This window comes from Aeromonas sp. s11, assembly GCF_040907945.1.
GTDB lineage: Bacteria > Pseudomonadota > Gammaproteobacteria > Enterobacterales > Aeromonadaceae > Aeromonas > Aeromonas veronii.
Genome location: NZ_JBFOCU010000056.1, coordinates 104,270 through 129,945, shown reverse-complemented (window position 1 = coordinate 129,945; position 25,676 = coordinate 104,270). Strand labels below are relative to the sequence as shown.

The 25,676-nt window shown below is 59.4% G+C and carries 23 protein-coding genes and 1 other annotated feature; of the genes, 13 read left to right on the top strand and 10 right to left on the bottom strand.

The window, feature by feature from the left end:
- Positions 1–72: 72 nt before the first annotated feature.
- On the top strand, positions 73–2,106 hold the full coding sequence (gene metG, locus AB5Y84_RS16010; protein WP_368177359.1) for a methionine--tRNA ligase: 2,034 nt from the start codon (positions 73–75) through the stop codon (positions 2,104–2,106).
- A gap of 136 nt (positions 2,107–2,242) precedes the next feature.
- Here metG and AB5Y84_RS16005 read toward each other — a convergent pair whose 3' ends face one another.
- Both AB5Y84_RS16005 and AB5Y84_RS16000 read right to left on the bottom strand, forming a co-directional pair.
- Positions 2,243–3,109: a CHAD domain-containing protein gene (locus tag AB5Y84_RS16005; RefSeq protein WP_139742063.1), complete on the bottom strand. Its 867-nt coding sequence runs from the start codon at positions 3,107–3,109 to the stop codon at positions 2,243–2,245.
- Positions 3,110–3,124: 15 nt separating this feature from the next.
- On the bottom strand, positions 3,125–3,397 hold the full coding sequence (locus tag AB5Y84_RS16000) for an acylphosphatase (RefSeq protein WP_005345583.1): 273 nt from the start codon (positions 3,395–3,397) through the stop codon (positions 3,125–3,127).
- 82 nt (positions 3,398–3,479) lie between these two features.
- Here AB5Y84_RS16000 and AB5Y84_RS15995 point away from each other — a divergent pair, with 82 nt between their 5' ends.
- From AB5Y84_RS15995 to AB5Y84_RS15985, 3 genes are all read left to right on the top strand, one after another.
- Positions 3,480–4,910 (top strand): methyl-accepting chemotaxis protein, encoded by a 1,431-nt coding sequence (locus AB5Y84_RS15995; RefSeq protein ID WP_368177358.1) that lies wholly within the window; start codon positions 3,480–3,482, stop codon positions 4,908–4,910.
- 113 nt (positions 4,911–5,023) lie between these two features.
- Positions 5,024–6,217 carry a class I SAM-dependent methyltransferase gene (locus AB5Y84_RS15990; RefSeq protein WP_005336736.1) on the top strand — a complete coding sequence of 398 codons (1,194 nt, stop codon included), beginning with the start codon at positions 5,024–5,026 and terminating at the stop codon, positions 6,215–6,217.
- Between the two features lie 344 nt (positions 6,218–6,561).
- Positions 6,562–7,746, top strand: coding sequence for an acyltransferase family protein (locus tag AB5Y84_RS15985; protein ID WP_368177357.1), 1,185 nt, complete (start codon positions 6,562–6,564; stop codon positions 7,744–7,746).
- 34 nt (positions 7,747–7,780) lie between these two features.
- On the opposite strand, the gene AB5Y84_RS15980 is transcribed toward AB5Y84_RS15985, so the two are convergent.
- Positions 7,781–8,209 (bottom strand): GNAT family N-acetyltransferase, encoded by a 429-nt coding sequence (locus AB5Y84_RS15980; RefSeq protein WP_368177356.1) that lies wholly within the window; start codon positions 8,207–8,209, stop codon positions 7,781–7,783.
- 404 nt (positions 8,210–8,613) lie between these two features.
- Here AB5Y84_RS15980 and selD point away from each other — a divergent pair, with 404 nt between their 5' ends.
- From selD to AB5Y84_RS15960, 4 genes are read left to right on the top strand one after another with little or no spacing between them, the layout of a single operon-like run.
- Complete coding sequence (gene selD, locus AB5Y84_RS15975; RefSeq protein WP_088868923.1) at positions 8,614–9,651, top strand: selenide, water dikinase SelD; 1,038 nt, start codon at positions 8,614–8,616, stop codon at positions 9,649–9,651.
- Complete coding sequence (mnmH, locus tag AB5Y84_RS15970) at positions 9,648–10,754, top strand: tRNA 2-selenouridine(34) synthase MnmH (RefSeq protein WP_368177355.1); 1,107 nt, start codon at positions 9,648–9,650, stop codon at positions 10,752–10,754. Before selD ends, mnmH begins: the two co-directional genes overlap by 4 nt.
- Before the next feature lie 52 nt (positions 10,755–10,806).
- Complete coding sequence (locus AB5Y84_RS15965; protein ID WP_265775117.1) at positions 10,807–11,133, top strand: hypothetical protein; 327 nt, start codon at positions 10,807–10,809, stop codon at positions 11,131–11,133.
- 19 nt (positions 11,134–11,152) lie between these two features.
- A complete protein-coding gene (locus AB5Y84_RS15960) occupies positions 11,153–11,797 on the top strand; it encodes an MBL fold metallo-hydrolase (protein WP_368177354.1) in 645 nt (214 codons plus the stop codon).
- A gap of 810 nt (positions 11,798–12,607) precedes the next feature.
- Here AB5Y84_RS15960 and rnd read toward each other — a convergent pair.
- The 7 genes from rnd to AB5Y84_RS15925 all read right to left on the bottom strand — a co-directional run bounded on the left by rnd (position 12,608) and on the right by AB5Y84_RS15925 (position 20,249).
- Positions 12,608–13,720: a ribonuclease D gene (gene rnd / locus AB5Y84_RS15955; protein WP_019446433.1), complete on the bottom strand. Its 1,113-nt coding sequence runs from the start codon at positions 13,718–13,720 to the stop codon at positions 12,608–12,610.
- A 108-nt stretch (positions 13,721–13,828) separates the two neighbouring features.
- The gene (gene fadD / locus AB5Y84_RS15950) at positions 13,829–15,505 is read right to left on the bottom strand and encodes a long-chain-fatty-acid--CoA ligase FadD (RefSeq protein ID WP_085942148.1); all 1,677 of its coding nucleotides are present in this window, start codon (positions 15,503–15,505) and stop codon (positions 13,829–13,831) included.
- Between the two features lie 198 nt (positions 15,506–15,703).
- The gene (locus tag AB5Y84_RS15945; RefSeq protein ID WP_368177353.1) at positions 15,704–16,582 is read right to left on the bottom strand and encodes an alpha/beta fold hydrolase; all 879 of its coding nucleotides are present in this window, start codon (positions 16,580–16,582) and stop codon (positions 15,704–15,706) included.
- Positions 16,583–16,590: 8 nt separating this feature from the next.
- Positions 16,591–17,106, bottom strand: coding sequence for a Slp family lipoprotein (locus tag AB5Y84_RS15940; protein WP_368177406.1), 516 nt, complete (start codon positions 17,104–17,106; stop codon positions 16,591–16,593).
- 118 nt (positions 17,107–17,224) lie between these two features.
- Positions 17,225–17,926, bottom strand: coding sequence for a tRNA (adenosine(37)-N6)-threonylcarbamoyltransferase complex dimerization subunit type 1 TsaB (gene tsaB / locus AB5Y84_RS15935; RefSeq protein WP_368177352.1), 702 nt, complete (start codon positions 17,924–17,926; stop codon positions 17,225–17,227).
- Between the two features lie 90 nt (positions 17,927–18,016).
- Positions 18,017–19,936 carry an ATP-dependent DNA helicase gene (locus AB5Y84_RS15930; protein ID WP_005345619.1) on the bottom strand — a complete coding sequence of 640 codons (1,920 nt, stop codon included), beginning with the start codon at positions 19,934–19,936 and terminating at the stop codon, positions 18,017–18,019.
- A gap of 67 nt (positions 19,937–20,003) precedes the next feature.
- Positions 20,004–20,249 carry a hypothetical protein gene (locus AB5Y84_RS15925; protein WP_005336755.1) on the bottom strand — a complete coding sequence of 82 codons (246 nt, stop codon included), beginning with the start codon at positions 20,247–20,249 and terminating at the stop codon, positions 20,004–20,006.
- 187 nt (positions 20,250–20,436) lie between these two features.
- Positions 20,437–20,561 (top strand) — a sequence feature (His leader region).
- 28 nt (positions 20,562–20,589) lie between these two features.
- On the opposite strand from AB5Y84_RS15925, the gene hisG reads away from it, so the two are divergent.
- Genes hisG through hisH form a run of 5 tightly spaced genes read left to right on the top strand, consistent with a single transcriptional unit; the run spans position 20,590 to position 25,672 of the window.
- Complete coding sequence (gene hisG / locus AB5Y84_RS15920; RefSeq protein ID WP_151285979.1) at positions 20,590–21,486, top strand: ATP phosphoribosyltransferase; 897 nt, start codon at positions 20,590–20,592, stop codon at positions 21,484–21,486.
- A 12-nt stretch (positions 21,487–21,498) separates the two neighbouring features.
- Complete coding sequence (hisD, locus tag AB5Y84_RS15915) at positions 21,499–22,824, top strand: histidinol dehydrogenase (protein WP_368177351.1); 1,326 nt, start codon at positions 21,499–21,501, stop codon at positions 22,822–22,824.
- A complete protein-coding gene (gene hisC, locus AB5Y84_RS15910) occupies positions 22,821–23,891 on the top strand; it encodes a histidinol-phosphate transaminase (RefSeq protein ID WP_368177350.1) in 1,071 nt (356 codons plus the stop codon). The genes hisD and hisC overlap by 4 nt, the downstream gene beginning before the upstream one ends.
- 15 nt (positions 23,892–23,906) lie before the next feature.
- On the top strand, positions 23,907–25,016 hold the full coding sequence (gene hisB / locus AB5Y84_RS15905) for a bifunctional histidinol-phosphatase/imidazoleglycerol-phosphate dehydratase HisB (protein ID WP_368177349.1): 1,110 nt from the start codon (positions 23,907–23,909) through the stop codon (positions 25,014–25,016).
- Entirely contained in the window at positions 25,016–25,672 is a 657-nt protein-coding gene (gene hisH, locus AB5Y84_RS15900; protein ID WP_368177348.1) for an imidazole glycerol phosphate synthase subunit HisH, read from the top strand. Before hisB ends, hisH begins: the two co-directional genes overlap by 1 nt.
- The last annotated feature ends 4 nt before the right edge of the window (positions 25,673–25,676 follow it).

Genomic DNA, 25,676 nt, shown 5'->3' with positions numbered 1-25,676 from the left:
AGGCAGGCTACCCCCAATTCGGGTAACATGCACGGCACTCTATCATCCCAACAAGCACATCAAGAACGTAATATGGCAACTGATCCTCGTAAAATGCTGGTAACCTGCGCCCTCCCCTATGCCAATGGCTCCATCCATCTTGGCCACATGCTGGAACATATCCAGGCCGATATCTGGGTTCGTTATCAGCGAATGCGCGGTCATCAGGTGCACTTCATCTGTGCCGATGATGCCCACGGCACCCCGATCATGCTCAAGGCACAGCAGATGGGGATCACCCCGGAAGAGATGATTGCCGCTGTCTCCAAGGAGCACCAAGCCGATTTCGCCGGGTTCAACATCAGCTTTGACAACTATCACTCTACCCACAGCGACGAGAACCGCGAGCTGGCGGAGCTGATCTATGGCCGCCTGAAAAATGGTGGTTTTATCAAGAGCCGCACCATCTCCCAGCTGTTCGATCCGGAAAAATCGATGTTCCTGCCGGACCGTTTCGTCAAGGGAACCTGCCCCAAGTGCAAGTCTCCGGAGCAGTATGGCGACAACTGCGACAGCTGCGGCGCCACCTACAGCCCGACCGAGCTGATCGATCCGAAATCTGCCGTCTCCGGTGCCACTCCGGTGATGAAGGACTCCGAGCACTTCTTCTTCGACCTGCCGCAGTTTGAAAAATGGCTCTCTGAGTGGGTGCGCGGCTCCGGCGCCATTCAGGAAGAGATGGCCAACAAGATGCAGGAGTGGTTCGAAAGCGGCTTGCAGCAGTGGGACATCACCCGTGATGCCCCCTACTTCGGGTTCGAAATCCCCGGCGCCCCGGGCAAGTATTTCTACGTCTGGCTGGATGCTCCCATCGGTTACATGGCCTCTTTCAAGAACCTGTGCAACAAACGTGGCGACATCGACTTTGACAGCTACTGGAAAGCGGACTCCGACGCCGAGCTCTACCACTTCATCGGCAAGGACATCGCCTACTTCCACTGCCTGTTCTGGCCGTCCATGCTGGAAGGTGCCAACTTCCGCAAGCCGACCAAGGTCAACGTACACGGCTATGTGACCGTCAACGGCGCCAAGATGTCCAAATCCAAGGGCACCTTTATCAAGGCATCTACCTACCTGAACCACTTGGATCCGGAATGCCTGCGTTACTACTACGCCGCCAAGCTCAACAGCCGCATCGATGATCTGGACCTGAACCTCGAAGATTTCGTGCAGCGCGTCAACGCCGACGTGGTCAACAAGCTGGTCAACCTCGCCTCCCGCAACGCCGGTTTTATTGCCAAGCGTTTTGGCGGCAAGCTGGCTGCCACTTGCGCCGAGCCCGAACTCTACGCCGAATTCGCCAACGCCCGTACCGCTATTGCGGAAGCCTATGAGAGCCGCGAGTTCAGCCGCGCCATCCGCGAAATCATGGCGCTGGCCGACAAGGCCAACCGCTACGTGGACGACAAGGCGCCCTGGGTTATCGCCAAGCAGGAAGGCGCTGATGCCGAGCTGCAAGCTGTTTGCTCCGTCGGCATCAACCTGTTCCGTGTGCTGATGGCCTACCTCAAGCCCGTCATGCCGCTGCTGGCCGAGCGTGCCGAAGCCTTCCTGGCTGAAACCCTCAGCTGGGATGGCATCGAAATGCCGCTGGTCGATCACACCGTTGAGCCGTTCAAGGCCCTCTTCTCCCGCATCGAACCTGCGAAGATTGAAGCCATGATCGAGGCATCCAAGGAAGACCTGGCCAAGGAGCAGGCACCGAAAGTGACCGGTCCGCTGGCTGATGACCCCATCAGCGAAACCATCACCTATGACGACTTTGCCAAGATTGACCTGCGCGTAGCGCTGATCAAGAAGGCCGAAGCGGTACCGGAAGCCGAGAAGCTGCTCAAGCTGCAACTGGATATCGGCGGCGAAACCCGTCAGGTGTTTGCCGGTATCAAGTCCGCCTACAACCCGGAAGATCTGGAAGGCAAGCTGACCGTGATGGTGGCCAACCTGGCGCCGCGCAAGATGCGTTTCGGCATGTCCGAAGGCATGGTGCTGGCTGCAGGCCCGGGCGGCAAGGATCTCTGGATCCTGGAGCCGCAGGAAGGCGCCCAGCCGGGTATGCGCGTCAAGTAAGCGTATCGCTGACTGCGACCACAACCAGATAGAGAAGAGAGGCCAAACGGCCTCTCTTTTTTGTCTCACCTGTTTGACCTGGATAGTTTTTGTAGATGCTGGTCGCGGATGACTTTCGCAGATTGCGGTCTCGGAGCTATCCACAACAGGGATTCGCGGGCGATACATTTTGTTCTGAATACCTGACCAGCCGACTTGGCATGTCATTCATGTTGTGGCCTGCCTGCATCGCCAGTTTGAGCGCCACCAGCTCCGCCTGCTGGCAGTCCAGTTGACGCAAACGGGTGGTGATCTTCCCCTTCAACTGCTGCCGCAGTTTCGTCTGCTTCTGGGTGTTCCCCTGCTCTGCTCGCAACCTCCGCCGCCATTGTCGCCAATCCTGCAACTGGCCGAGTCGCTCCTGCCAGTGAGTCAGGGTGCTCAACCAGCCGGGATCTCCACTCCCCAGATCCAGCAACAGTTCCACGCCATAACGGGCCTGTTTGATCTCGAGGCGCAGCCGATGCCAGCGGCGCAACCGTTGCTGACAGAAGCTGACTGATTTCCCAACGCAGGGTATAGGTTCATCGAGAGCGCTCTGCGCCTCATCAAGGCGCAGGGCCAGATGCTGCTGATAGAGGAACGCCAATGCCCGCGCATCCTGCACCTGCGCCACCGCCGCAAGCCAGCGGGCCAGTCGCCGCGGCAACAGGGGCACGCGACAGGCCGATTTGTGGGTATTACCCGTGCTGGCAGGCGGCTTGCCAAAACGCTCGGCATAGACCTGAGCATCCCGCAGTGCCGAGAGCCGCCCGACCGAGCGCAGCAGACGCCGCTCCAGCTCGGGATGATAGGTGAGTGGCCGCCACAGGGCGAGCAGCGCCAGCAAGCGGCGCGCCGCGATACGGTAGCCATGTACGGCCGGTTCGCTGGCCTCTTTGCGCACCGCCCGTGCCGCCTCCTGATAACGGGCGACCCAGCTTGTTGCCTGAGTCAGCAACAGACTTTCCTTGTCAGCGTCCATCTCGTCCCCGCCCCTTCAGTTGGTGTGAAAGCCCTGGCCGGTGGGCGGCAGCGCCTCTTCATACTCCATCCGGGTCACCCGGGCGGTGCGCGGGCCATGCTCCAGCCACCCCAACATCATCTGCACCCCCTGTGCGGGGCCACTGATGAGGATCTCCACCGAGCCATCCTCCAGGTTGTAGGCATGGCCCCGCAAACCCAATTGCAGCGCCCGCTCGCGGGTGAAATAGCGAAATCCCACCCCCTGCACCTGCCCCCACACCCGAATGACAAACGATTGCTCTCCCATTTCTCACACCTTCCGCTTAAGAAAAAAATTCCCGAGACGATAATGTGCCCGACACTCTATCTCTGCAGGATGCAGCTCCATTATGAAAGAAGTTAAATTCCGGTGGGTTGACCGCTATCTCATTCACCTCACCATCAGTGAAAAATTCCATATCGCGTTCTGGTTACCTCTCTTCATCATCGCCTTTCTCAGCTGGTATATGCTGGCGGCCAGCCATCAGCAGGAGATCTCCCTGCGGGTAGCGCAGTTGCAGCAACGGGTTGAGACCACAGCGCAGCTGGTCAGCCAGCAGCCCACTCTGGTGTTGCCTGCTGATCTGCGTCTGACCCGGCAAGGCAGCAGCGGGTTGCAGCAACAAGGAGAGCACTACCTCTTTACCGCGCCAGCGGGTCAGGCGGGCTATGTCACCGGTGATCTCGACACCGGCAACCTCTCCATGTGGGAGGGTCAGGGCTCGACCCTGCTCCTCATCGGCGCGCTGGCCGCCCTGATGGCGCTGGTGATCCACTACATGATGACCTTTGTCTCCGGTGCGCTCTACTCCACCAACAAGGCGTTGCAAACCGTGGCGGATGGGGATCTCACCTTCCGACTCAACTTCATCCCGGTGCGGGATGAGTTCTCAACCCTGGCGGGCAGCATCGACCGCTTTACCGACCGCCAGCACCAGATCGTCAAACTGGTGGAGGAGTCTGCCGAAGCGCTGACCATGGCCGCCGACGAGTTTCGTGACCATGCCCGCGAAGGCGAGAGCATGGCGCGTTCCCAGCGCCAGCACATGGATTCGCTGGCCACCGCCATGGAGCAGATGTCAGCCGCCATTCGCGAAGTAGCGCGCAATGCCAACGACACCCTGCAGCAGACCCGCCAGTCGAGCGAAGAGGCGGCCAATGGCGCCAACCGGGTAGCTCGTACCATAGAGGCGATCCGTACCCTGGCCGACGAGATTGGCAACGCCTCCGGCGCGGTCGAGCGGCTCACCCACAACGCCAACCGGATCAACGAAGTGGTCAACGTCATCAACGCCATCTCCCAGCAGACCAATCTGCTGGCCCTCAACGCCGCCATCGAAGCGGCCCGTGCCGGTGAGCAGGGTCGCGGCTTTGCAGTGGTGGCGGATGAAGTGCGTACTCTCGCCAGCCGTACCCAGCAGGCTACGGTGGAGATCCAGCAGATGATCGAAGAGCTGCAGACCGGTACCGGCGCACTGAACGAGATCATGGAGAAAACCGTGGGGCGTGCCGCCAGCAGCCAGCAGCTCATCAGCGAAGTGGGGCTAGATATCGAAAAACTGAGCAACCACAGCGATGCGGTGCTGGAGATGAGCACCCAGATCGCCACCTCCAGCGAGGAGCAGAGCTCGGTCGCCGCCGAGATCACCCACAATCTGGATCAGGTACGCCATGAAGCGGCCCAGGTGGAAGAGTCTGCCAGCGCCTCGGTAGCCGGTACGCAGGGACTTAAAGCCACCGCCAGCGAGCTGACCCAGGCACTCAAGGGGATTAAGCTATGACCATATGAGGTGTCAGATCAGGGCAACCCCATCCATTACACAGGGTTGTTTGAGTTTTACCTGCGGGCCACATAGAATGTGGCCCCTTTTCTTTCTACCATCGGCAAACATCCATGAGCGCTTCCATCTATCTCGTCAAAGGCCGCGAAAAATCCCTGCTGCGTCGCCACCCCTGGATCTTCTCCAAGGGGATTGAGCGGGTTCAGGGCAACCCCATTGACGGCGATACCGTCGAGATCTATGCCAACGATGGCAAGTGGCTCGCCCGTGGCGCCTGGTCAGGCAGCTCCCAGATCCGTGCCCGAGTCTGGACCTTCGACAAGGATGAGACCGTTGACCTCGACTTCTTTATCCGTCGCCTCAAATATGCGCAGGAGTCCCGCGATCCGCTGATCAAACGTCAGGGGCTCACCGGCTATCGCCTCTGCGCCGCCGAATCCGATGGCCTGCCGGGTCTGACCATCGACCGTTATGCCGATTTTCTGGTGTGCCAGATCCTCTCTGCCGGTGCCGAATTCCAGCGTGAGCTGATAACGCAAGCACTGCGTACCCTCTACCCAGAATGCAGCATCTATGAGCGCTCCGACGTGGCAGTGCGCAAGAAGGAAGGGCTAAAAGAGCGCACCGGCGTTATCTATGGCGAGACCCCGAACGAGCCGGTGGTCATCGAGGAGAACGGTGGCGTCAAGATCCTGGTGGATATTCGCAACGGCCATAAAACCGGCTTCTATCTGGATCAGCGGGATAACCGTCAGGCTGCCGCCAAGTACACCGAAGGCAAGCGGGTGCTCAACTGCTTCTGCTACACCGGCGGTTTTGGCGTTTATGCCCTCAAGGGCGGCGCCAAGGAAGTGGTCAACGTCGATCTATCCCAGAATGCGCTGGATATCGCCCGCCAGAATGCCGAGCTGAACGGGCTGGATACCAGCAACACCCAGTTTGTCCGTCACGACGTCTTCAAGCTGCTGCGTGAATATCGCGAGAAGGGCGAGAAGTTCGATGTCATCGTGCTGGATCCGCCCAAGTTTGCCGAGAGCAAGGCCCAGCTGCTGGGTGCCTGCCGCGGCTACAAGGACATCAACATGCTGGCGTTCCAGCTGCTGGCGCCGGGTGGCGTGCTATTGACCTACTCCTGCTCCGGCCTGATGGAGCAGAGCCTGTTCCAGAAGATCGTCGCCGATGCGGCGCTCGATGCCGGTCGCGATGCCCAGATCCTGGAGCTGCTCTCCCAGGCGTCTGATCACCCCATCGGTACCGCCTATCCGGAAGGCTTCTACCTCAAGGGACTGGTGGTACGCGCCCGCTGATCGGCTACCCCCTCCCCTTGTGATCAATCAGGCCCCTTGTGGGCCTGATTGCTTTGCATCGTATGGTGCCTGAGCCTGACGCTCGCTCCGATTCCCCCTCTCTGCTTTATGGGTGTTCTCTCTCCTCCTCTTTCCCTGCCTGCGTCCCACGTCTTTATCTGTTTAAATTTTTTTGCACAATAACTGCGCATTTATGATTCAAATCACACCCGTATGACTCTCTTTTCCGTAGTGTGATCCCGCCTGCGGCAGCCGAGCCGGGGCAACCGTCCCGTCAGGATTGATGGGCGGTACAACAACAAAATAGATGTCAGGCCAAGCTGAACATCACAAGGGATCCCGATATGAATCAATCATTGCCGCTGTTAACGCCGCTGCGGGGCATCGCTGCCCTGATGGTGGTGCTGTTCCATGCCCGATTATTGCTCTTTCCCCAGTGGATGGAGCCGATCGCAGGCCACACCCAACTCATCGAGAACGGCTACCTCTGGGTCGATCTGTTCTTTATTTTGAGCGGCGTGGTGCTGGCACATGTCTATGGGGAGGCCTTCACCCGCACGCCCCGCACCGTGAGCTATGGCCGCTTTCTCTGGCTACGGCTGACCCGCGTCTACCCCCTCTATCTTGTAACCCTGCTATTGCTGGTTGGTTGGGAGCTTTACAAGGCGCAACACGGGGTGGGCTTCTACGCCGGCCCCTTGTTCAAAATGTGGGAGTGGGAAGGGATGCCGCCTTTCGGTTCCCCCTTCACCCCGGCCGAGGCGCTGCCAAGCGCCTTACTGCTGCTGCAGGTGGTAACCGATCACGGGTTGACCTGGAACTTCGCCGCCTGGTCCCTGAGCGTAGAGTGGATTAGCTACCTGCTATTCCCGCTGTTGATTCCGCTGGCGGTGACCCGCAGTCGCTGGAGCCATCTCGCCCCCCTGCTGGCGCTGACGGTGCTGGCCTTTATCGTGCACAGTCGCGGCACCCTGGATGTCACCAGCGGCGCGCTTGCAGTGGGGCGCGGGGTGAGTGAATTTGTGCTCGGCCTCTGGCTGCTGCCGAGGGTGAAGGCCGCGAAAGGCTCGCCCATGATGAAGCATGATCTGCCGCTCTTGATCGCCTTTGTGCTGCCCTTCGCGTTGATGCAGTTCGCCATGACGCCCCAGCTGACCCTGCTGCTGCTCAGCTCCTACGTGCTGCTGATCTGGATTGCCGCCGCCCAGGGGGAGCGCCAGAGCCCGCTGCTGCACCTTTTGGATAACCGCTTCACCAACTGGCTGGGGGATCTCTCCTACTCCATCTACCTGCTCCACGCGCTGGTACTGCTCACCGGCTGCGAGCTCATTCATTATCTGGCGCCGGGGCTCACCGAGTGGTGGTATAGCCAGACCAACCCGCTGCTTTGGGCTGTGGCAACCTTGCTGATGCTGGCGGTGCTGATCGGGCTCTCGGCGCTGAGCTACAACCTGCTGGAGCGGCCACTACAACGGCGCCTGCGCCGCTGGGGCAAGTCACGGCAACCGGCGCTGGAGCGGGCCGGATAAGCTAATCTCGCCCTATCTGGATGAGTTGACGGTTTTATGCCAACTCATCCAGTACCAGTTCATCCAGACTGCTCATCACCCAGGCGCTCGGGTGCTGGCTAAATCCGAGCTTGGGGTAGTACGCCACCGCCTGCGGTGCGGCCAGCAGGATCAGCTTGCAGCCGGGCTGCAATTGCAAAAACGTCTCGCGAATAAGGGCTTTGCCAATCCCCTGCCCCTGCACCGACTCGGCCACCGCCAAATCCGAGAGGTAGCAGCAAAAATGAAAATCGGTCACCGAGCGGGCCACCCCGACCAGGGTCTCGCCCTGCCAGGCGGTGATCAGCAAATTGGCGTTATCCAGCATGCCCTGCAGGGTGGCCGGATGGTCCAGCGGCCGTCTCGCCCCCAGCGAGGTCTGCGCCAACAACTCCGCAAACTGTGCCGTGGTGATGGGGTGGTTAACCAAAAATGTGGTGGTCACTAAGCTCTCCTCCGCGGGGTTGTGGTTGCACGCGCTGTTGCACTTTGACGTTCTCTTTGTTGCATCTGTACTGCAATCAATCAGCCAGCGCCGGATCCAGACCGATGACAGGCAAGTGCGGGCAATTCCCTGCTGTTTATGTGAATTCCTGTTCGAACCCCAAGGGGCAAATGTGGCATAATGCCCCGTCCTGTGGCCCTTGGCGGGGCTGCGCTGGCGCACCTTGTCGCCCTTTTCTTCCCCGTCCGGCCTGGCGGTCTTTCATAACTGCCAGTCATCGCTGCCCCTGTTGGCACCGAGGCCACCCATATTTGCGGCTTCTTGTCTTCCTTTCTACAAGGCCGCCCATTGACCAAGACGGCTCCACAGAGCCTCTGCTCTGTTTGCAAATAAAAGGGGTAAGTATGTCTTCCATTCGTCTGACCCAATACAGCCACGGCGCTGGCTGCGGCTGCAAAATTTCTCCCAAGGTACTCGACACCATCCTCAAGAGCCAGATCCCGGGCTTCAACGACCCGACCCTGATCGTTGGCAACAGCAGCAAGGATGACGCGGCCGTGGTCGATATCGGCAACGGTCAGGGCATTGTCTCCACCACCGACTTCTTCATGCCCATCGTCGATGACCCCTTCACCTTTGGCCGCATTGCCGCCACCAACGCCATCAGCGATATCTACGCCATGGGCGGCAAGCCCATCGTCGCCATCGCCATCCTCGGCTGGCCCATCAATACCCTGCCCGCCGAAGTGGCCCAGCAGGTGATCGACGGCGGCCGTCAGGTGTGCCATGAAGCGGGGATTTCGCTGGCCGGTGGCCATAGTATCGATGCCCCCGAGCCCATCTTCGGCCTCGCGGTCACCGGTATCGTGCCACTTGACGCCATCAAGCAGAACGACACCGCCAAGGTGGGTGACACCCTCTATCTGACCAAGCCCCTTGGTATCGGTATCCTCACCACCGCCCAGAAGAAGGGCAAGCTCAAGCCCGAACACGAGCAGCTGGCCCCCAACGCCATGTGCACCCTCAACAAGATTGGTCAACGCTTTGCCGAGCTGCCGGGTGTGCACGCCATGACCGACGTCACCGGTTTTGGTCTGGCTGGCCATCTGCTGGAGATGTGCGAAGGATCCAATGTCAGCGCCCGCCTCGACTTCAAGGCGCTGCCGCTGCTGGATGAGGTGGATTACTACCTCGCCGAGGGCTGCGTACCGGGCGGTACCCTGCGCAACCACGACTCCTACGGCCACAAGCTGGATGCCATGGACGATCGCACCCGCAACATCATGTGCGATCCGCAAACCAGCGGCGGCCTGCTGGTTGCCGTGGGTAAAGAGAGCGAAGCCGAGCTGCTCGCCATCGCGCGCGAAGCTGGGCTAGAACTCTCGCCCATCGGTCAGATCAAGCCCCTTGAGGGCTCCCGCTTTATCGAGATTGTCCAATGAGTGAATTGCCACTGGCCACGGACTACGCCCAGATTTTTTTAGGCGATGTGCCGTTGATTGATGTGCGCGCCCCCATCGAGTTCAAGGAGGGGGCCTTCCCCTGCTCGACCAGCCTGCCCTTGATGACAGACGATGAGCGCGCCCAGGTGGGGACCTGCTTCAAGAAGCAGGGTCAGGCCGCCGCCATTGAGCTTGGACACAAGCTGGTGGGGGGAGCAGTGCGTGCCGAACGTATCGAAGGCTGGCTGGCGCAGTTGCGCAAGCAGCCCGATGCCCTGCTCTACTGCTTTCGCGGCGGCCTGCGCTCGCAAACCGTACAACAGTGGCTGGCTGAAGCGGGGGTGACTCGCCCCCGCGTCGCCGGTGGCTACAAGGAGCTGCGCCGTTTCCTGATCGACACCCAGGACAAGGCCTCTGCCGAGTGCCGCTGGACTGTGCTGACCGGCATGACCGGCTCCGGCAAGACCCATATGCTGGACCACGTGGCCCAAGCGCTCGATCTGGAAGGACACGCCCATCACAGGGGCTCGTCGTTTGGTCAGCTGCCCGGCGGCCAGCCCAGCAACATCAACTTTGAAAACAACATGGCCATCGAACTGCTCAAGCGCCGCCATCAGGGCGAGCATGCCTTCGTGGTCGAGGACGAGAGCCGCCTGATTGGCCGCTGCTGCCTGCCCCTCTCCCTCCATGAGGCCATGAGTCAGGCACCGCTGGTGGTGGTAGATGTACCGCAGATCGATCGCGCCGAGCAGATCCGTGAAGATTACGTGCACGATCTCTGGCTGCGCTATCAAGCCATGTATGGCCAGGAAGCCGGTTGGCCGCTGTTTGCTGCCTATCTCACCGATGCGTTGGCCCGTCTAAAGCGCCGCCTCGGCGATCAGGCCCACCGTGAGCTGGATGCCCTGATGCAGACCGCCCTCACCGAGCAGGAAAAGAGCGGCGATACCGCGCTGCATCTGGCCTGGATCACGTTGCTGCTGACCCGCTACTACGACCCCATGTATCTCTATCAGCTTGGCAACAAGCAGGAGCGCATCGTGTTTCGCGGTGACAAGCAGGCCTGTCTCGACTATTTCGCCGAGCAGCAGAGTAAAACCTAAAGATTCGGAAGATGAATAGCATGCAGAATGTAGATTGAGGAGAAATGCTTGTATGACAAAGAGCGTTCAGCTATGCCTTTTAATTCTCCATGCAATATTTCCTCTTGCCATGCTAATCATTTTCCCTGAATTAGGTTTTCTAACTCTGATTGTTCTTGGCATGGCCTCTGTATGCTCAGCAGGAATAATGCAGGCCGTACTAAGATTGCCTTTTATCACTGATGGTGTAAGAGCATTTGTGCTCATTGTCATTGCTACATTACCACTCACGATATGGCTTTTCTGTCCTACTGTAAGTTTCATTTTTCTGATTAAAGTTGCTTTTTGTGCCGTTATAGCTGCTGGAGTTTTTCTTTCCTTACCTAGCGATCACAACTAACTCATCTATAGGACCTCACATGTTGAAATTCGAGGTGATCCCGGTCACCCAGTTCGCCCAGAACTGCTCCCTCATCTGGTGTGACGAGACCCATCAGGCGGCCCTGATCGATCCGGGCGGCGAAGCGGACAAACTGCTGGCAGCCATCGCCAAACGCGGCCTGACCCTGACCCACATCCTGCTGACCCACGGTCATCTGGATCACGTCGGTGCTGCCGCCGAGCTGCGGGAAAAAACCGGCGTCGCCATTACCGGTCCCCACAAGGAGGACGCCTTCTGGCTCGACATGCTGCCCCAGCAGAGCCAGATGTTCGGCTTCGCCCATACCCCCGCCTTCACGCCGGATCGCTGGCTGGAGCAGGGTGACAAGGTGCTGGTTGGCCAGTGCGAGCTGGATGTCTACTTCTGCCCAGGCCACACCCCGGGTCATATCGTGCTGCTGAACCAGGCCGAAAAACTCGCCTGGGTTGGTGACGTGCTGTTTGCCGGCAGCATCGGCCGCACCGACTTCCCCCGTGGCGATCACGGTACGCTGATCAAGTCGATCACCGAGACCCTGCTGCCGCTGGGGGACGAAATCGTCTTTATCCCGGGCCACGGCCCCAGCTCCACCTTAGGTCGCGAGAAGGTGAGCAACCCCTACCTGACCCAGCCTATCTGGTAATCAAAAAAGGCAGCGGTATTAGCCGCTGCCTTTTCCTTTTTTCTGAAGTGCTCATTGCTATAGGTACAAGCGAGTCTTTATTATTCACCATGATTTGTCTCTGACCATCAAAACTTGGGAACAAAAATGTATCTTGCTTTAGCTATTGCCATATTGTTATTTATTTTTTTCCTGAAGAAGTCACGAGCCAGATATAGAATCAGAGATTACAAACGCCCAACAATCATTCATGGGATAATAATACTACTCGTTAATATCGTATTTGAGATAATATATAGAGCTGAGTTTGTCCCCATTCAGGCCAGTTACAGCAGCTTACTAACCTATGTACTGCCTCAAGTTATATACTACCTATTGTTGATCACCATTTTTTTAGTTATGGCATATAGATATGGTTTCTTCATATGGCCAGATGATAGAAATGCAATAAATAGACAGCATACAATCAATATCCCCATGTGCTTCTTGTTGACTATTTTTATAGTATGCCCATCTGCCATACGAAATGGAATTATTGAAGCATCACCCTATCTACATGTTTGCTGTCTTATTGGTAGCGGACTTACCTCTATTTATCTTGTAAGAATTTTCACTATCAAGTTTAACAAGACAATTAATGATATATAACTTTTATTGCCAACACAGTCACGAAAAATAAGCTCGTTTATTTCGAACTCTTGTTCTTGAGCCACAATTATTTGATAAGCGACCGCAAGATATTCTGACATTTTAAATCATAAATTTCCCCTGAAAATAATAAATCCCCACCCTGGGGTGAGGATTTATTTATAGGTGCAACCGTCTGGTGGCTTATTGTGCCAGCAGGTGACCGACCAGCTCATGACGCCACCCTTGCAGCAACATCGGTTTGTCGCTGCGAGCCCGCTCTTCGTCGTTCATCCGCCAGCTCCAGGTGAAGTACTGGTGAATGATCTTCTTGCTGGCAATCAGCTCGGGCGGAATATTGCTCGCCTTGGCCTTCTCTTCCACCATGGCCTTGATGCGCTTGAGCTCGGCCTTGTACTGGGGGAAGTCCACCAGCCGGCGAATGGGCTCGGGCCAGCTGTCAGGATCGCTCTGCTGCGCCTTGGCGACGATATCGAGCATCCGCTTGCCGTGGATCTTGATCTCGATGGGCGAGAGGCCGAGCTCGTTGAGATCCCGCAGGGAGGCAGGACGACGCTCTGCCACCTTGAACAGGTGCAGCTCTTTGACCACGAAGTTCAGAGCCAAATCGCGGCGCACCGCCTCTTGCTGGCGCCAGGCTGCCAGTTCACGCAGGATGGCGAGCTCGCGGCGACCCAGTTGCCAGGCGTTGACGATTTCAAGATATGCCTGACGGGGATCGCTACCCTGGGTCTTGCGGGCGGAGTGGTTCTGACACTCCTGCTCGAACCAGGCAAACTTGCCGCTTTCCCGCAGTTTGGCCATCACCTTCTCGTAGAGCGGCATCAGGTAGAAGACATCCGCCGCCGCGTATTCGAGCTGACGTGGCGTAAGCGGGCGGGCCAGCCAGTCGGTGCGCGCCTGATCTTTTTCCAGCTCGACCCCGAGGAATTCATTCACCAGCGCACCAAAGCCGACCGAGACGCCGTAACCGAGAAAGGCGGTAGCCAGCTGGGTATCATGCATCTGGTTGGGCAGGTGGCCCGCCTGATGCTGGATAAGCTCCAGATCTTCGCCAGAGGCGTGCAGGATGGCGATCTGCCCTTCCCGGCCCAGTCGCTGCCAGAGGGCGGAGAGATCCAGGGTCAGCGGATCCAGCAGCGCCAGATGCTCGCCGTCATAGATCTGGAACAGGCCAAGCTGGGGGTAGTAGGTACGGGTGCGAACGAATTCAGTATCGATAGCCAGGGGAACGTCGGCCAGAGAAGCGAGATACTGCTCAAGTTCGTCTTGCTGAGTGATAAGTTGATAGTGCATCTGTGCCTGCGCGGTTGATCAGGGCCAAAAAGAAAAAACCGTGGGATGACCCACGGTTTTGCATAACGACGGTGCTGGTTTGCAGAAGATTCTGCAGCCGCAGTCCGGTTATTGCTTGGCAATCTCCTCGTCGCGCAGTACGCGGCGCAGGATCTTGCCCACATTGGTCTTGGGAAGTTCGTCACGAAATTCTACCAGTTTCGGCACCTTATAGGCAGTCAGATGTTTGCGGCAGTGGGCAATAATCTCGTCCTCCTGCAATTTTGCATCTTTCTTGACCACAAAGATCTTCACCAACTCGCCGGAGACCTTGTGCGGCACACCCACGGCGGCCACTTCCAACACTTTCGGGTGCAGGGCAACGACATCTTCGATCTCGTTCGGATAGACGTTGAAACCGGAGACCAGGATCATGTCCTTCTTGCGGTCAACGATCTTGAAGAAGCCCTGCTCGTCGCACACCGCGATATCACCGGTACAGAGCCAGCCATCCTGCATCACTTCAGCAGTCGCCTCGGGGCGCTGCCAGTAGCCCACCATCACCTGCGGGCCGCGCACCTGCATCTCGCCCGGGGTGCCGAGGGCGTGGATCACCTGACCGTTGTCATCCACCAGCCGGATCTCGGTAGAGCAGACCGGCAGACCGATGGAACCGTTGTAATCAGTCAGATCGTAGGGGCAGACGCTCACCAGTGGCGAACACTCAGTCAGGCCATAGCCTTCCAGCAGCGGGGTATCGGTCAGCGTCTTCCACTTCTCCGCGACCGCGCGCTGCACCGCCATGCCGCCACCGATGGTCAGCTTGAGCTTGTCAAAGGCGATCCCCTGAAACTCTTCGTTGTTGACCAGCGCATTGAACAGGGTGTTGACCCCGGTAATGCAGGTGAAGGGGTACTTCTTGATCTCTTTGACAAACCCCGGGATGTCGCGCGGGTTACTGATCAGCAGGTTGTAACCGCCGATACGCATAAACAGCAGGCAGTTCACGGTCAGGGCGAAGACGTGATAGAGCGGCAATGCGGTGACCACGAACTCCTTGCCACGCTCCAGCATGGGGCCATAGACGCCGAGGCACTGCTCGACGTTGGCAATCATGTTGCGATGAGTCAGCATGGCCCCTTTGGAGAGGCCGGTGGTGCCACCGGTGTACTGCAGGAAGGCGAGATCGTCGTTGGTGATCTCCGGCTTGATGTACTGCAGGAAACGCCCCTTGGAGAGGGCCTGACGCATGGTGGTGGCGTGGGGCAGATTGTATTTCGGCACCAGCTTCTTGACGTACTTGACCACGAAGTTGACCAGGGTGCCCTTGGCCAGCCCCAGGTTATCCCCCATCCGGGTCAGGATTACGTGCTTGATCGGGGTGTCGTAGACCACTTTTTCCAGGGTATGGGCGAAGTTGGAGACGATGACGATGGCCTTGGCACCGGAATCTTTGAGCTGATGCTCCAGCTCGCGCGGGGTATAGAGCGGGTTGACGTTGACCACAATCATGCCGGCGCGCAGGATGCCAAACACGGCGATGGGATATTGCAACAGGTTAGGCATCATCACCGCAACCCGATCCCCTTTCTCCAGCTTCAGCTCGTTTTGCAGGTAGGCAGCAAAGGCGCGGGACTGCTCTTCCAGCCGGCGGTAGGTGATGGTTTGGCCCATGTTGACGAAGGCGGGCTGATCGGCAAACTGGGTCACCGAGGATTCGAACATCTCGACCAGGGAGCTGTATTGGTCTGGATTGATCTCGGCGGGGACCCCTTCCGGATAACGTTTCAGCCAGACTTTTTCCACAAACTTCTCCTGCATAACTAGCACCTGTGCGCTCACTGTGTTGCCTCCGTCCCGGTTCACATCCATTTTAATCGGTTGTTTTAAGCTGATGCTCTAATGCCGCCCATATTTACACAGCGCAACATCAATTAACAGCAAATTAACAACAGAAAAATGTGAGGGAGAAAACAAACCTGGAATTATTGAAAGCTGGCGATTCTACCGAACTTGACAAAACTTTACGATACAAACGGCCGTATCAACCGAATTTTCCATATGAAAATGGTGGTTTCCACCCAATATGACCCGCTCGATCTGCTGGAAGGCATCCTGACGGGCCTGCCATTGGGCTTCAAGCGCAGCAAAGCCCTGCTCCCCCTGAATCAACAGCACCGGACAGCAGATAGCCGCCATCAATGCGCGAGCCTGTCCTTCGCTCATTCTCAGGGGCGACAGATCCCGCAAACGGGGGTCGCTGCGCCAGTGCCAGCGCCCTGCCCGCTCTTCAAGCTGCCGTTCACAGATAAGACGCGCCGACTGCGGCGTGATATCCGCCACTTTGCAACGGGCGGCGACAGCCTCATCGATGGAGGCAAAGCCGTTGGCACTGCGCTCCCGGGTGCGACTGCGGTTTAAAATCGCACGTCGCAGCTGGGCAGGTACCTCCTCATCGGGTTGGCTCAGCGGCCCCAGCCCCTCCAGCATGATCAACCGCTCCACCTGCTCGGGAAATACTCCGGCATAGGCCGAGGCGATCAACGCCCCGAGGGAGTGACCGAGCAGAGTGAAGCGTGCCCACCCTGCCGCCTGCACGATCTGGTAGAGATCGTCCAGCCAGTCGACAAAGACATAAGGGTTGGTTTTGTGATCGGAGTGACCATGTCCCGGCAGATCGACACAGATGAGGTGAAAATCCCCCAGATGCGGCGCCAGCGGCAAGAAGATGGCACTGTTGTCGAGCCAGCCATGCAAGGCGATCAGCAGGGGTTTGCCCTGTTGATCATGCTCAGCGGAGTGGTTCTCCAACAGGGCTACCCGCCGCCCATCCGCCAGGGTCAGCAGACGTTCGTGCAGAGTGCTTTTGATGCTCTTGATCATGGCAAGCCTTAGCGACGCAGCGGCCGTCTCGGCCAGAAGGGATCATAGAAGGGGTCGTAGAAGTAGGGGTCCATGTAGCGCACCTCCACCTCCTTGACTGGCGGCCACAGCTTGCTGCCCGTCACATTGAGCACCGAGAAGCGGTACTTGTGCTCGCCAATCTGGCTATCCACCGGTTGGCCTATGGTGCCAAGCACTGTCAGGCTGCGCCCCTTGGCGTAGAGGGTCGGATCGACAAAACCCTTCATGATGGCCAGAAAACGGCCCGGGCTCTGCTCGGTCTGCTCCGGCACACCGTTGGACTTGAGCGGCAGATAGACCACTTCAATAACGCTCTGATCCGCCTTGTTGTGCACCGCCGAGATAACGCCGCTCCAGCGGGCCGGTTTGCCCTCCATCCCGCCAAGGGCGGGCTGATAGGCCACCAGCTGGTTTTCAGGCTCATAGGCCAGCTCCTTGGGAACCGAGCTACAGGCCCCGAGCAGCAGGGCCAGCGCCCCGACCACCATACCGCGCTTCAGCATGTCGCTTCTGGTATTACGCATCATGTCACTCTCCTGTTGCAAGCGTGGCCCGTCGGGCCATCCGCTTGTGTTGCAGCTGATGAGCGGCAAGAGCGACATGACGTCAGTGCTCCTGCCCTTATTCGCGACCCGGCAGTTTTTTCCAGGTTACCTTGTCACGCAAATAGACCGGCGTCGCCTGCTCCACCGGCACCGCCTCCCCCGCCAGCCAGGCGGCGCGGGCCAGCGGCAGCATGTCCTCTGCCGCCGGGAAGCGCACCTGACTCACCGCCAGCTCATCGGCCAGACCACTCAGGGTCTCGCCATAGGTTTCAAAACCGGTGCCGACGCAGGTCACCCGACCCGCCAGCTTTCCACGGACGTCAACCAGTGCCGCGGGCTCGCTCACCACCTCGTCCCCCACCAGCTGCATGCGGCCATCAATGAGCTCATAGCGGCCGAAATAGACCTCGTTCATCCGCGCATCGATGGCGGTCAGCACCTGCTCGGCGCCATCCAGTCGATAGGCGCCTTGCGCCATGGCGGCCAGGGTCGAGATGCCGATCAGCGGCACACCCGCACCAAACGCCAGCCCCTGTGCCACACTGATGCCGATCCGCACGCCGGTAAAGGAGCCCGGGCCGCGGCCGAACGCGATGGCATCGAGGTCACTCAAACTTATCCTGGCATCCTCTAACACAGCCTGAACCATGGGCAGGATTTTTCGGGTGTGATCCCGTGGCGCCTCCTCCCAGCGGGAGAACAGCTTGTCACCCACCAGCAGGGCGGCGGAGCAGGCTTCAGTGGCGGTATCAACGGCCAGGATCTTCAACTCGTTCATGCTTTCCAATCTCTATAAAATCAGTCAATTACATAACCGGCAAGCGAGATATGCTCACCCGTTGTTCAAATCTGTTAGCTGGCGGCACACTTATTCACCGCGTTCAGTGCGATCGAAAAAGCTCCCCAACGTTCCCAACTCCCGGGTACGGGGGATGGCGGGCAGACTCTTGATAAAGGTGGCGCCGTAAGGTTTGTTGACCATTCGTGGATCACAGATCACCAGCACCCCGTGATCACTGCGATCACGAATAAGCCGCCCCACCCCCTGCTTGAGGGCAATCACCGCCTTGGGCAACTGCAGCTCGGCGAAGGGATCACCCCCCTTGAGCTTACAATCATCCACCCGCGCCTTGAGCAGCGGATCATCGGGGCTGGCAAACGGCAGCTTGTCGATGATAACACACGACAACGCCGCCCCTCGCACGTCGATCCCCTCCCAGAAACTGCTGGTCGCCACCAGCACGGCGCGGCCATTCTCGACAAACTCCTTGAGCAGCCGCTGCTTGTTGTCCTCCCCCTGCAACAAGACGGTACGGCCAATCTCCCGGCGCAGCACCTCGGCTACCTGACGCATCACCTGATGGCTGGTGCAGAGGAAGAAACAGCCCCCCGGCGTCTTGTTGATCAGCGGGATCATCAGATTGGCCAGCTGCTCGCCACGGCCAAAGGCATTGGGCTCCGGCAGATAGCGGGGCACACAGAGCCGCGCCTGCTCGCCATAGTCGAACGGACTGTCGAGAATAAGCTCGGCGCTGCCCGCCAGCCCCAGCTCGGCCTTGAAGTGGTCAAAACGCATATCCACCGTCAGGGTGGCGGAGGTGAAGACCCAGGCCACTTCCGGTCTTTGCACCTCGGCACTGAATCGCTCGGCCACCGAGAGCGGGGTCAGATTGAGGGTGAAATGAAGCCGTGAGCAGTCGTACCAGTATGAGAAACCGGTCTGGTTGACCGCCAGCACTTCACCCAGGCGGGTGCGCAGTTCACTGATGCGCTCGAAGGCATGATCCAGCTGCTCGCCCCGCCCGAGAGCAAGTTTCAGCACTTCGTAGCAAAGCCCGATGGCATCGTTGAGACGAGCCAGGGCCTGCCCCCAAAGCGGCTGGCGCAACATGTCGCGGGTATTGCCGCGACCGCCATCCACTCCGAAGGCGAGCCGTAAATCCTGACTGGCGATGGCAAGCCTGTCCGCCGCCTTGCCGAGCTGGGCCATGTCGTGGGCCTCGGCCCGATAGGCCAGCTGGATATCCTGCGCCAGATCCTGAATCGTTCGGCTGCCCACCGACTTGCCGAAGTAGTTGGTGGCGATCTCCGGCAGCTGGTGTGCCTCGTCAAAGACATAGACTTGCGCCTCCGGCACCAACTCGCCAAATCCGGTGTCTTTCACCGCCATATCGGCGAAGAAGAGGTGATGATTGATCACCACCACCTGGGCATCCATGGCGCGGCGTCGGGCCACCACCAGATGGCAGTCATCGTAATAGGGGCAGTCGCGACCGAGGCAGTTGTCGTTGGTACTGGTGACGTGGGCGAGGATCTCGGCGTTCTCCTGCAATCCCGGAATATCCCCCACATCGCCGTTATCGGTAGCAGTGGACCAGGATTTGACCTTAACCAGATCGTTCAGGATTTCAGGCTTTTGCAGATGGGATTCGCTCAAGAGCCGGTTCATCCGCTCGATGCAGAGATAGTTGCTGCGTCCCTTGAGCAGGGCCACCGGCGGGGTGTAGGAGAGCGCCCCTGTGATGGTCGGAAGATCCCGATAGAAGAGCTGCTCCTGCAGGTTCTTGGAGCCGGTGCTGATCACCACCCGCTTGCCGGACTCCAGCGCTGGCACCAGATAGGCGTAGGTCTTGCCGGTACCGGTCCCCGCCTCCACCAGCAGACGGCCACCACTTTTGATGGCGCGCGCGACCGCTTCGGCCATCTCCAGTTGGGGAGCGCGGGCTTTGAAACCGTCGATATGGCTGGCCAGAGGGCCATCTGGCTTGAACAGGGTCTGGATGGTCAAAAGGGCGTCCCGCAGCAAAAGCGGCCATTATGCCAAAAGCGCGGCAAAAGCGGGACAGATAATCTGCCTAGACGAACAGATCGATCTGATGCTCGGGGTCCGGCTTGTGATCACCTTCCTCCGCCTTGGGCTGATCACGCTTGGCTGGCGTGCTATACGCCTGCTGGCGCTGCTGGGAGTCACTGTTGTCAGTGCTGGTCTTGCGCAGCTGGTGCTTTTTGCTGATCTGGTTCACTTCCCGCTTGATCTCTTCGCTGCCGGGCGCAGCGGGCGCCCGGGGCAAAATGGGGAACAACAGGTCCTGGCTGGGCATGATGGCGACTCCTGCAGGGGTTATTGTCTAGTTATCGACCAGAAAACCGTTTTCGCCACTTTAATCGATCAAATCACAATTTCGGGTTGCATTTTCTGTCAAGGCAGGTAGTTTAAATCAGGCGTCAATTACGACATCTTATTTTGTAAAGGATTGATTACATGAAGTTCACCACCCTGAAGACTCATCACCACCATCATCATCCCGACTAGTCTTTCAGGAGGTTGACTGCTGGAAGACACTTAACTGGTGACTTCCAAAAGGACCGCAAGATTCATAAACCCTCGGAAGCACCCACTTCCGAGGGTTTTTTCGTTTTTGACTAGAAGGAAATCGAGCAATGGAAACACAACGTCTGCGTATCGCCATGCAAAAGTCCGGTCGTCTGAGCCAGGACTCCCAAGCCCTGTTCAAGAGCTGTGGCCTCAAGATCAACCTGCGCGAGCAGCGCCTTATCGCCCATGTCGAGAACATGCCCATCGATATCCTGCGGGTGCGTGATGACGACATCCCTGGATTGGTAATGGAAGGGGTGGTCGATCTTGGCATCATCGGCGAGAACGTGCTGGAAGAGGTGCAGCTTATTCGTGCCTCACAGGGACTGCCCTTCGAGGTCAAAACCCTCAAGCAGCTGGACTTTGGTGGCTGCCGCCTCTCGCTGGCGGTGCCGGAAGATGTGAACTACACAGGGCCAGCGAGCCTTGCCGGCAAACGCATCGCCACCTCCTACCCCGGGCTGCTCAAGCGCTTCTTTGACGACAAGGGGCTCGGCTTCAAGAGCGTGATGCTGGGCGGCTCGGTGGAAGTGGCACCCCGCGCAGGCTTGGCTGATGCCATCTGCGATCTGGTCTCCACCGGTGCGACCCTGGAAGCCAATGGCCTCAAAGAGGTGGAGGTGATCTACCGCTCCAAGGCGGTGCTGGTACAGGCCCCCAACCCCTTGTCCGATGCCAAGCAGAAGCTCATCGACAAACTGCTGCCCCGCATTCAGGGGATGCAGCAGGCCCGCGAGAGCAAATACATCATGCTGCACGCCCCCAAAGACAAGCTCGATGCCATCACCGATCTGCTGCCGGGTGCCGAGCGCCCCACCATCATGCAGCTGGCCGGTGACACCAATCAGGTGGCGCTGCACGTCGTCTCCAGCGAGACCCTGTTCTGGGAGACCATGGAGCAACTCAAGGCCCTCGGTGCCAGCTCCATTCTGGTGCTGCCCATCGAAAAAATGATGGAATAAGGAAGGGACATCATGCAGACCCTGATCTGGAAGACCCTCTCCCCAGCCCAGCAGGCCGACGTGCTGACCCGCCCGGCCTTGAGTGACGAGGCCGATATCGGCCTCGTGGTGCGGGATATCATCGCCGCGGTGCGTAGCCGTGGCGACGAGGCCCTGCGCGAGCTGAGCCAGCGCTTCGAGCGCGCCCCCCGTGAGCAGTTGCGCGTCAGCGAGTCCGAGATTGAAGCTGCCTGCGCACAACTGGATGACGACATCAAAAGCGCCATAGAAGCGGCCATTGCCAACATTCGCACCTTCCACGCCGCGCAAGTGCAGCCGGTGGTGCGAGTCGAGACCCAGCCCGGGGTGGTGTGCGAGCTGCGCACCCAACCCATCAGCCGGGTCGGCCTCTATGTACCGGGGGGTAGCGCGCCGCTCCCCTCCACCGTGATGATGCTGGCTATTCCGGCGGCTATCGCCGGTTGCCGTGAAGTGGTGCTCTGCACCCCGTCCCCCGCCAGCGACGAGATCCTCTTTGCCGCTCGCGCCTGCGGGGTCGAGAAGGTGTTCGCCATCGGCGGCGCCCAGGCCATCGCCGCCATGGCTTACGGCACAGAAAGTATTCCCAAGGTGGACAAGATCTTTGGCCCGGGCAACGCCTACGTGACCGAAGCCAAGGGGCAGGTTTCCCGCGACTGGCGCGGCGCCGCCATCGACATGCCAGCTGGCCCCTCCGAGGTGCTGGTCATTGCCGACGAGAGCGCCAACCCCGCCTTCGTGGCAGCGGATCTGCTCTCCCAGGCCGAGCACGGCCCCGACAGCCAGGTGGTGCTGGTGACCACCTCGCCCCTGCTGGCCGATGCCATCGCAGGGGAAATCAAGAGCCAGCTGGCCAAGTTGAGCCGCCGCGATATCGCCGCCCAGGCGCTCGGCAGCAGTCTGGTGATCCTCTGTGACGATCTGGCCGAGGCGTGTGCCATCTCCAACGCCTATGCGCCGGAGCACCTGATCGTTCAGACCCGCGCCCCCCGCGAGCTGCTGGACCAGCTTGAGAATGCCGGTTCCATCTTTCTGGGAGCATGGACCCCCGAGTCAGTCGGCGATTACGCCAGCGGCACCAACCACACTCTGCCTACCTATGGCTATGCCCGCACCTGCTCCAGCCTTGGCCTCGCCGATTATCAGCGCCGCTACACGGTGCAGGAGCTGAGTGAGCGCGGCATTCAGGGCCTTGGCCCCATCGTCGAGCGCATTGCTCAGGCCGAAGGGCTCGATGGCCACAAAAATGCCGTGACGCTGAGATTGAACGCCCTGGCCGCCGCGCCCCAACCAACAGCACAGCAGAAGGATTTGTCATGAGCATTGCCAATCTGGCGCGCCGCGTGGTGCGGGCCCTCACCCCCTATCAATCCGCCCGCCGCATCGGCGGCAAGGGCCACGTCTGGCTCAACGCCAACGAGGCGCCGCAGGCCTATCCCTTCACCATCGAGGGAAGCCGCCTCAACCGCTACCCCGAGTGCCAACCGGCCGAGGTGGTGAACGGCTATGCCGCCTACGCCGGTGTCAATCCCGATCAGGTGCTGGTCAGCCGCGGCGCCGACGAGGCCATCGAGCTGCTTATTCGCACCTTCTGCGAAGCGGGTGAGGATCAGATCCTCATCTGTCCGCCCACCTACGGCATGTACGCCATCAGCGCCGAGACCTGCGGCGTCGGTATCGTCGAGCAGCCGCTCACCGCCAGCCGCCAGCCCGACTGGTCCGCCATCGCGGACCGTCTGTCTGATGTGAAACTGGTGTTTCTCTGCTCCCCCAACAACCCTACCGGGGATCTGGTGGGACGTGACGGTCTCATCGCTTTGCTGGAAAAAGCCCGGGATCGCGCCATCGTGGTGGTGGACGAAGCCTATATCGAGTTCTGCCCCGAGGCTTCCGTGGTGGACCTGCTGGCCCGCTTCCCCAATCTGGTGGTGACCCGCACACTCTCCAAGGCTTTTGCCCTGGCGGGGATCCGCTGCGGCTTTACGCTGGCAAGCCCCGAGGTGATCGCCATGCTGGCCAAGGTGATCGCCCCCTATCCCATCCCCGAGCCCATCGCCCAGATCGCGGCGCAGGCCCTCTCCCCCATGGGGCTGGAGCTGATGCGCGAGCGAGTAATAGAGCTCAACAAGCAAAAAGCCGCCTTCAAGGCAGAGCTGGCAACGCTTGCCTGCGTGAAGGAAGTATTCGAAGACAAGGGCAACTTCGTGCTGGTGCGCTTTGTGGATGGCGCCGCCGTCTTTGCCGCCATGAAGGCCGCCGGCATCATACTGCGGGATTTCTCGACCAAACCCGGCCTTGATAACAGCATTCGCGTCACCATCGGCTATCAGGGCGAGATGGATGCCGTGCTGGCGGTACTGCGTGATCTGCCCTCTCCCACTTTGTAAGACAAGGATGTAGCGATGAAGACCCCGTTTTTGTTTATCGACCGCGACGGCACCCTGATTGAAGAACCGGTGACCGACAAGCAGGTGGATAGCCTCGCCAAGCTGCGCTTCGAGCCCATGGTCATTCCGGTGCTGCGCGAGTTGCAGACCGCCGGCTACGTGCTGGTGATGGTGACCAATCAGGACGGGCTGGGCACCGCCAGCCTGCCGCTGGAGAACTTCCAGCCCCCCCACGACCTGATGATGCACCTGTTTGAATCGCAAGGGGTGAAGTGGGAGCAGGTGTTGATCTGCCCGCACTTCCCCACCGACGGCTGCAGCTGCCGCAAGCCCCACCTCGGGCTGGTAAAGGAGTACCTCGCCTCCGGTCGCATCGACTTTGCCAACTCCTTCGTGATTGGCGATCGCCAGACCGACCTGCAGCTTGCCGAGAACATGGGCATTGGCGGCATTCGCTACCACCCACAGGATCACGACTGGCTCGCCATCCGTGATCAGCTGCTATCCAAGGGGCGTGTAGCCGAGGTAGAGCGCTATACCAAGGAGACCCGCATCCAGGTGGCAGTGGATTTAGACAAGAGCGGCGGCAACCAGATCGCCACCGGCATCGGCTTCTTTGATCACATGCTGGATCAAATTGCCACCCACGCCGGTTTCCAGCTCAAGCTGAACGTCAGCGGCGATCTGCATATCGACGATCACCACACGGTGGAAGACGTCGGACTGGCCCTAGGTCAGGCGCTGCGTCAGGCCCTTGGCAACAAGCGCGGTATCGGCCGTTTCGGCTTCGTGCTGGCGATGGACGAGGTACAGGCGGTGATCGATGCGCGCCCGCTGACCGAGCAGGAGGTGAGCACAGCGCTGGACTTGAGCGGTCGCCCCTACTTCGTGTTTGACTGCCCGAGCGGCTTTGGCCGCGACAACGTGGGCCAGATGGCCACCGAGATGGTACCCCACTTCTTCCGCTCGCTGTCGGACGCCATGGCCATCACCTTGCAGATGAAGGTGGGCAGCGGCAATACCCACCATCAGGTAGAGGCGCTGTTCAAAGGCTTTGGCCGCGCCCTGCGTCAGGCCATTCGGGTGGAAGGGAGCGAGCTTCCCTCCAGCAAGGGAGTGCTGTGATGGATGTGAGCAAGCAGAAGCTGGTCATCATCGATACCGGCTGCGCGAATCTGGCCTCGGTCAGGATGGCGTTCGAGCGCCTCGGCGTGCAGCCGCTGGTCTCAAGCCAGGCCGCCGATATCGAGCAGGCGGACAAGCTGATCCTGCCTGGCGTCGGCACCGCGGTAGCCGCCATGAAGAACCTCAACGAACGGGGGCTGGTGCCCCTTATTCGCGCCGCCAAGCAGCCGCTGCTGGGCTTTTGCCTCGGCATGCAGATGCTGGCGGAAGCCTCCGAAGAGAGCATGGATACGGATGACTCGTCAGAGCGGCTTATCGACTGCCTTGGCATTGTGCCGGGCAAGATCCGGTTGATGGAGATGGGCACCTTACACCAGTCAAGCATGCGCCTGCCCCATATGGGCTGGAACCAGATTGAGCATGACGAGACCCATCCTCTGCTCAAGGGGATCCCGAGCGGCAGCTACTTCTATTTCGTTCACTCCTATGCGCTGGAGGTGACCGACGCGACGCTGGCGACCTGCGACTATGGCCAGCCGTTTACCGCCATCGTCGGTGGGGTTGCAGAGCACAGCAACTTCTTTGGCGCCCAATTCCACCCGGAGCGCTCAGGCGCAGCCGGTGCCCGTTTGCTGCAAAATTTTCTGGAGCTGTGACTAG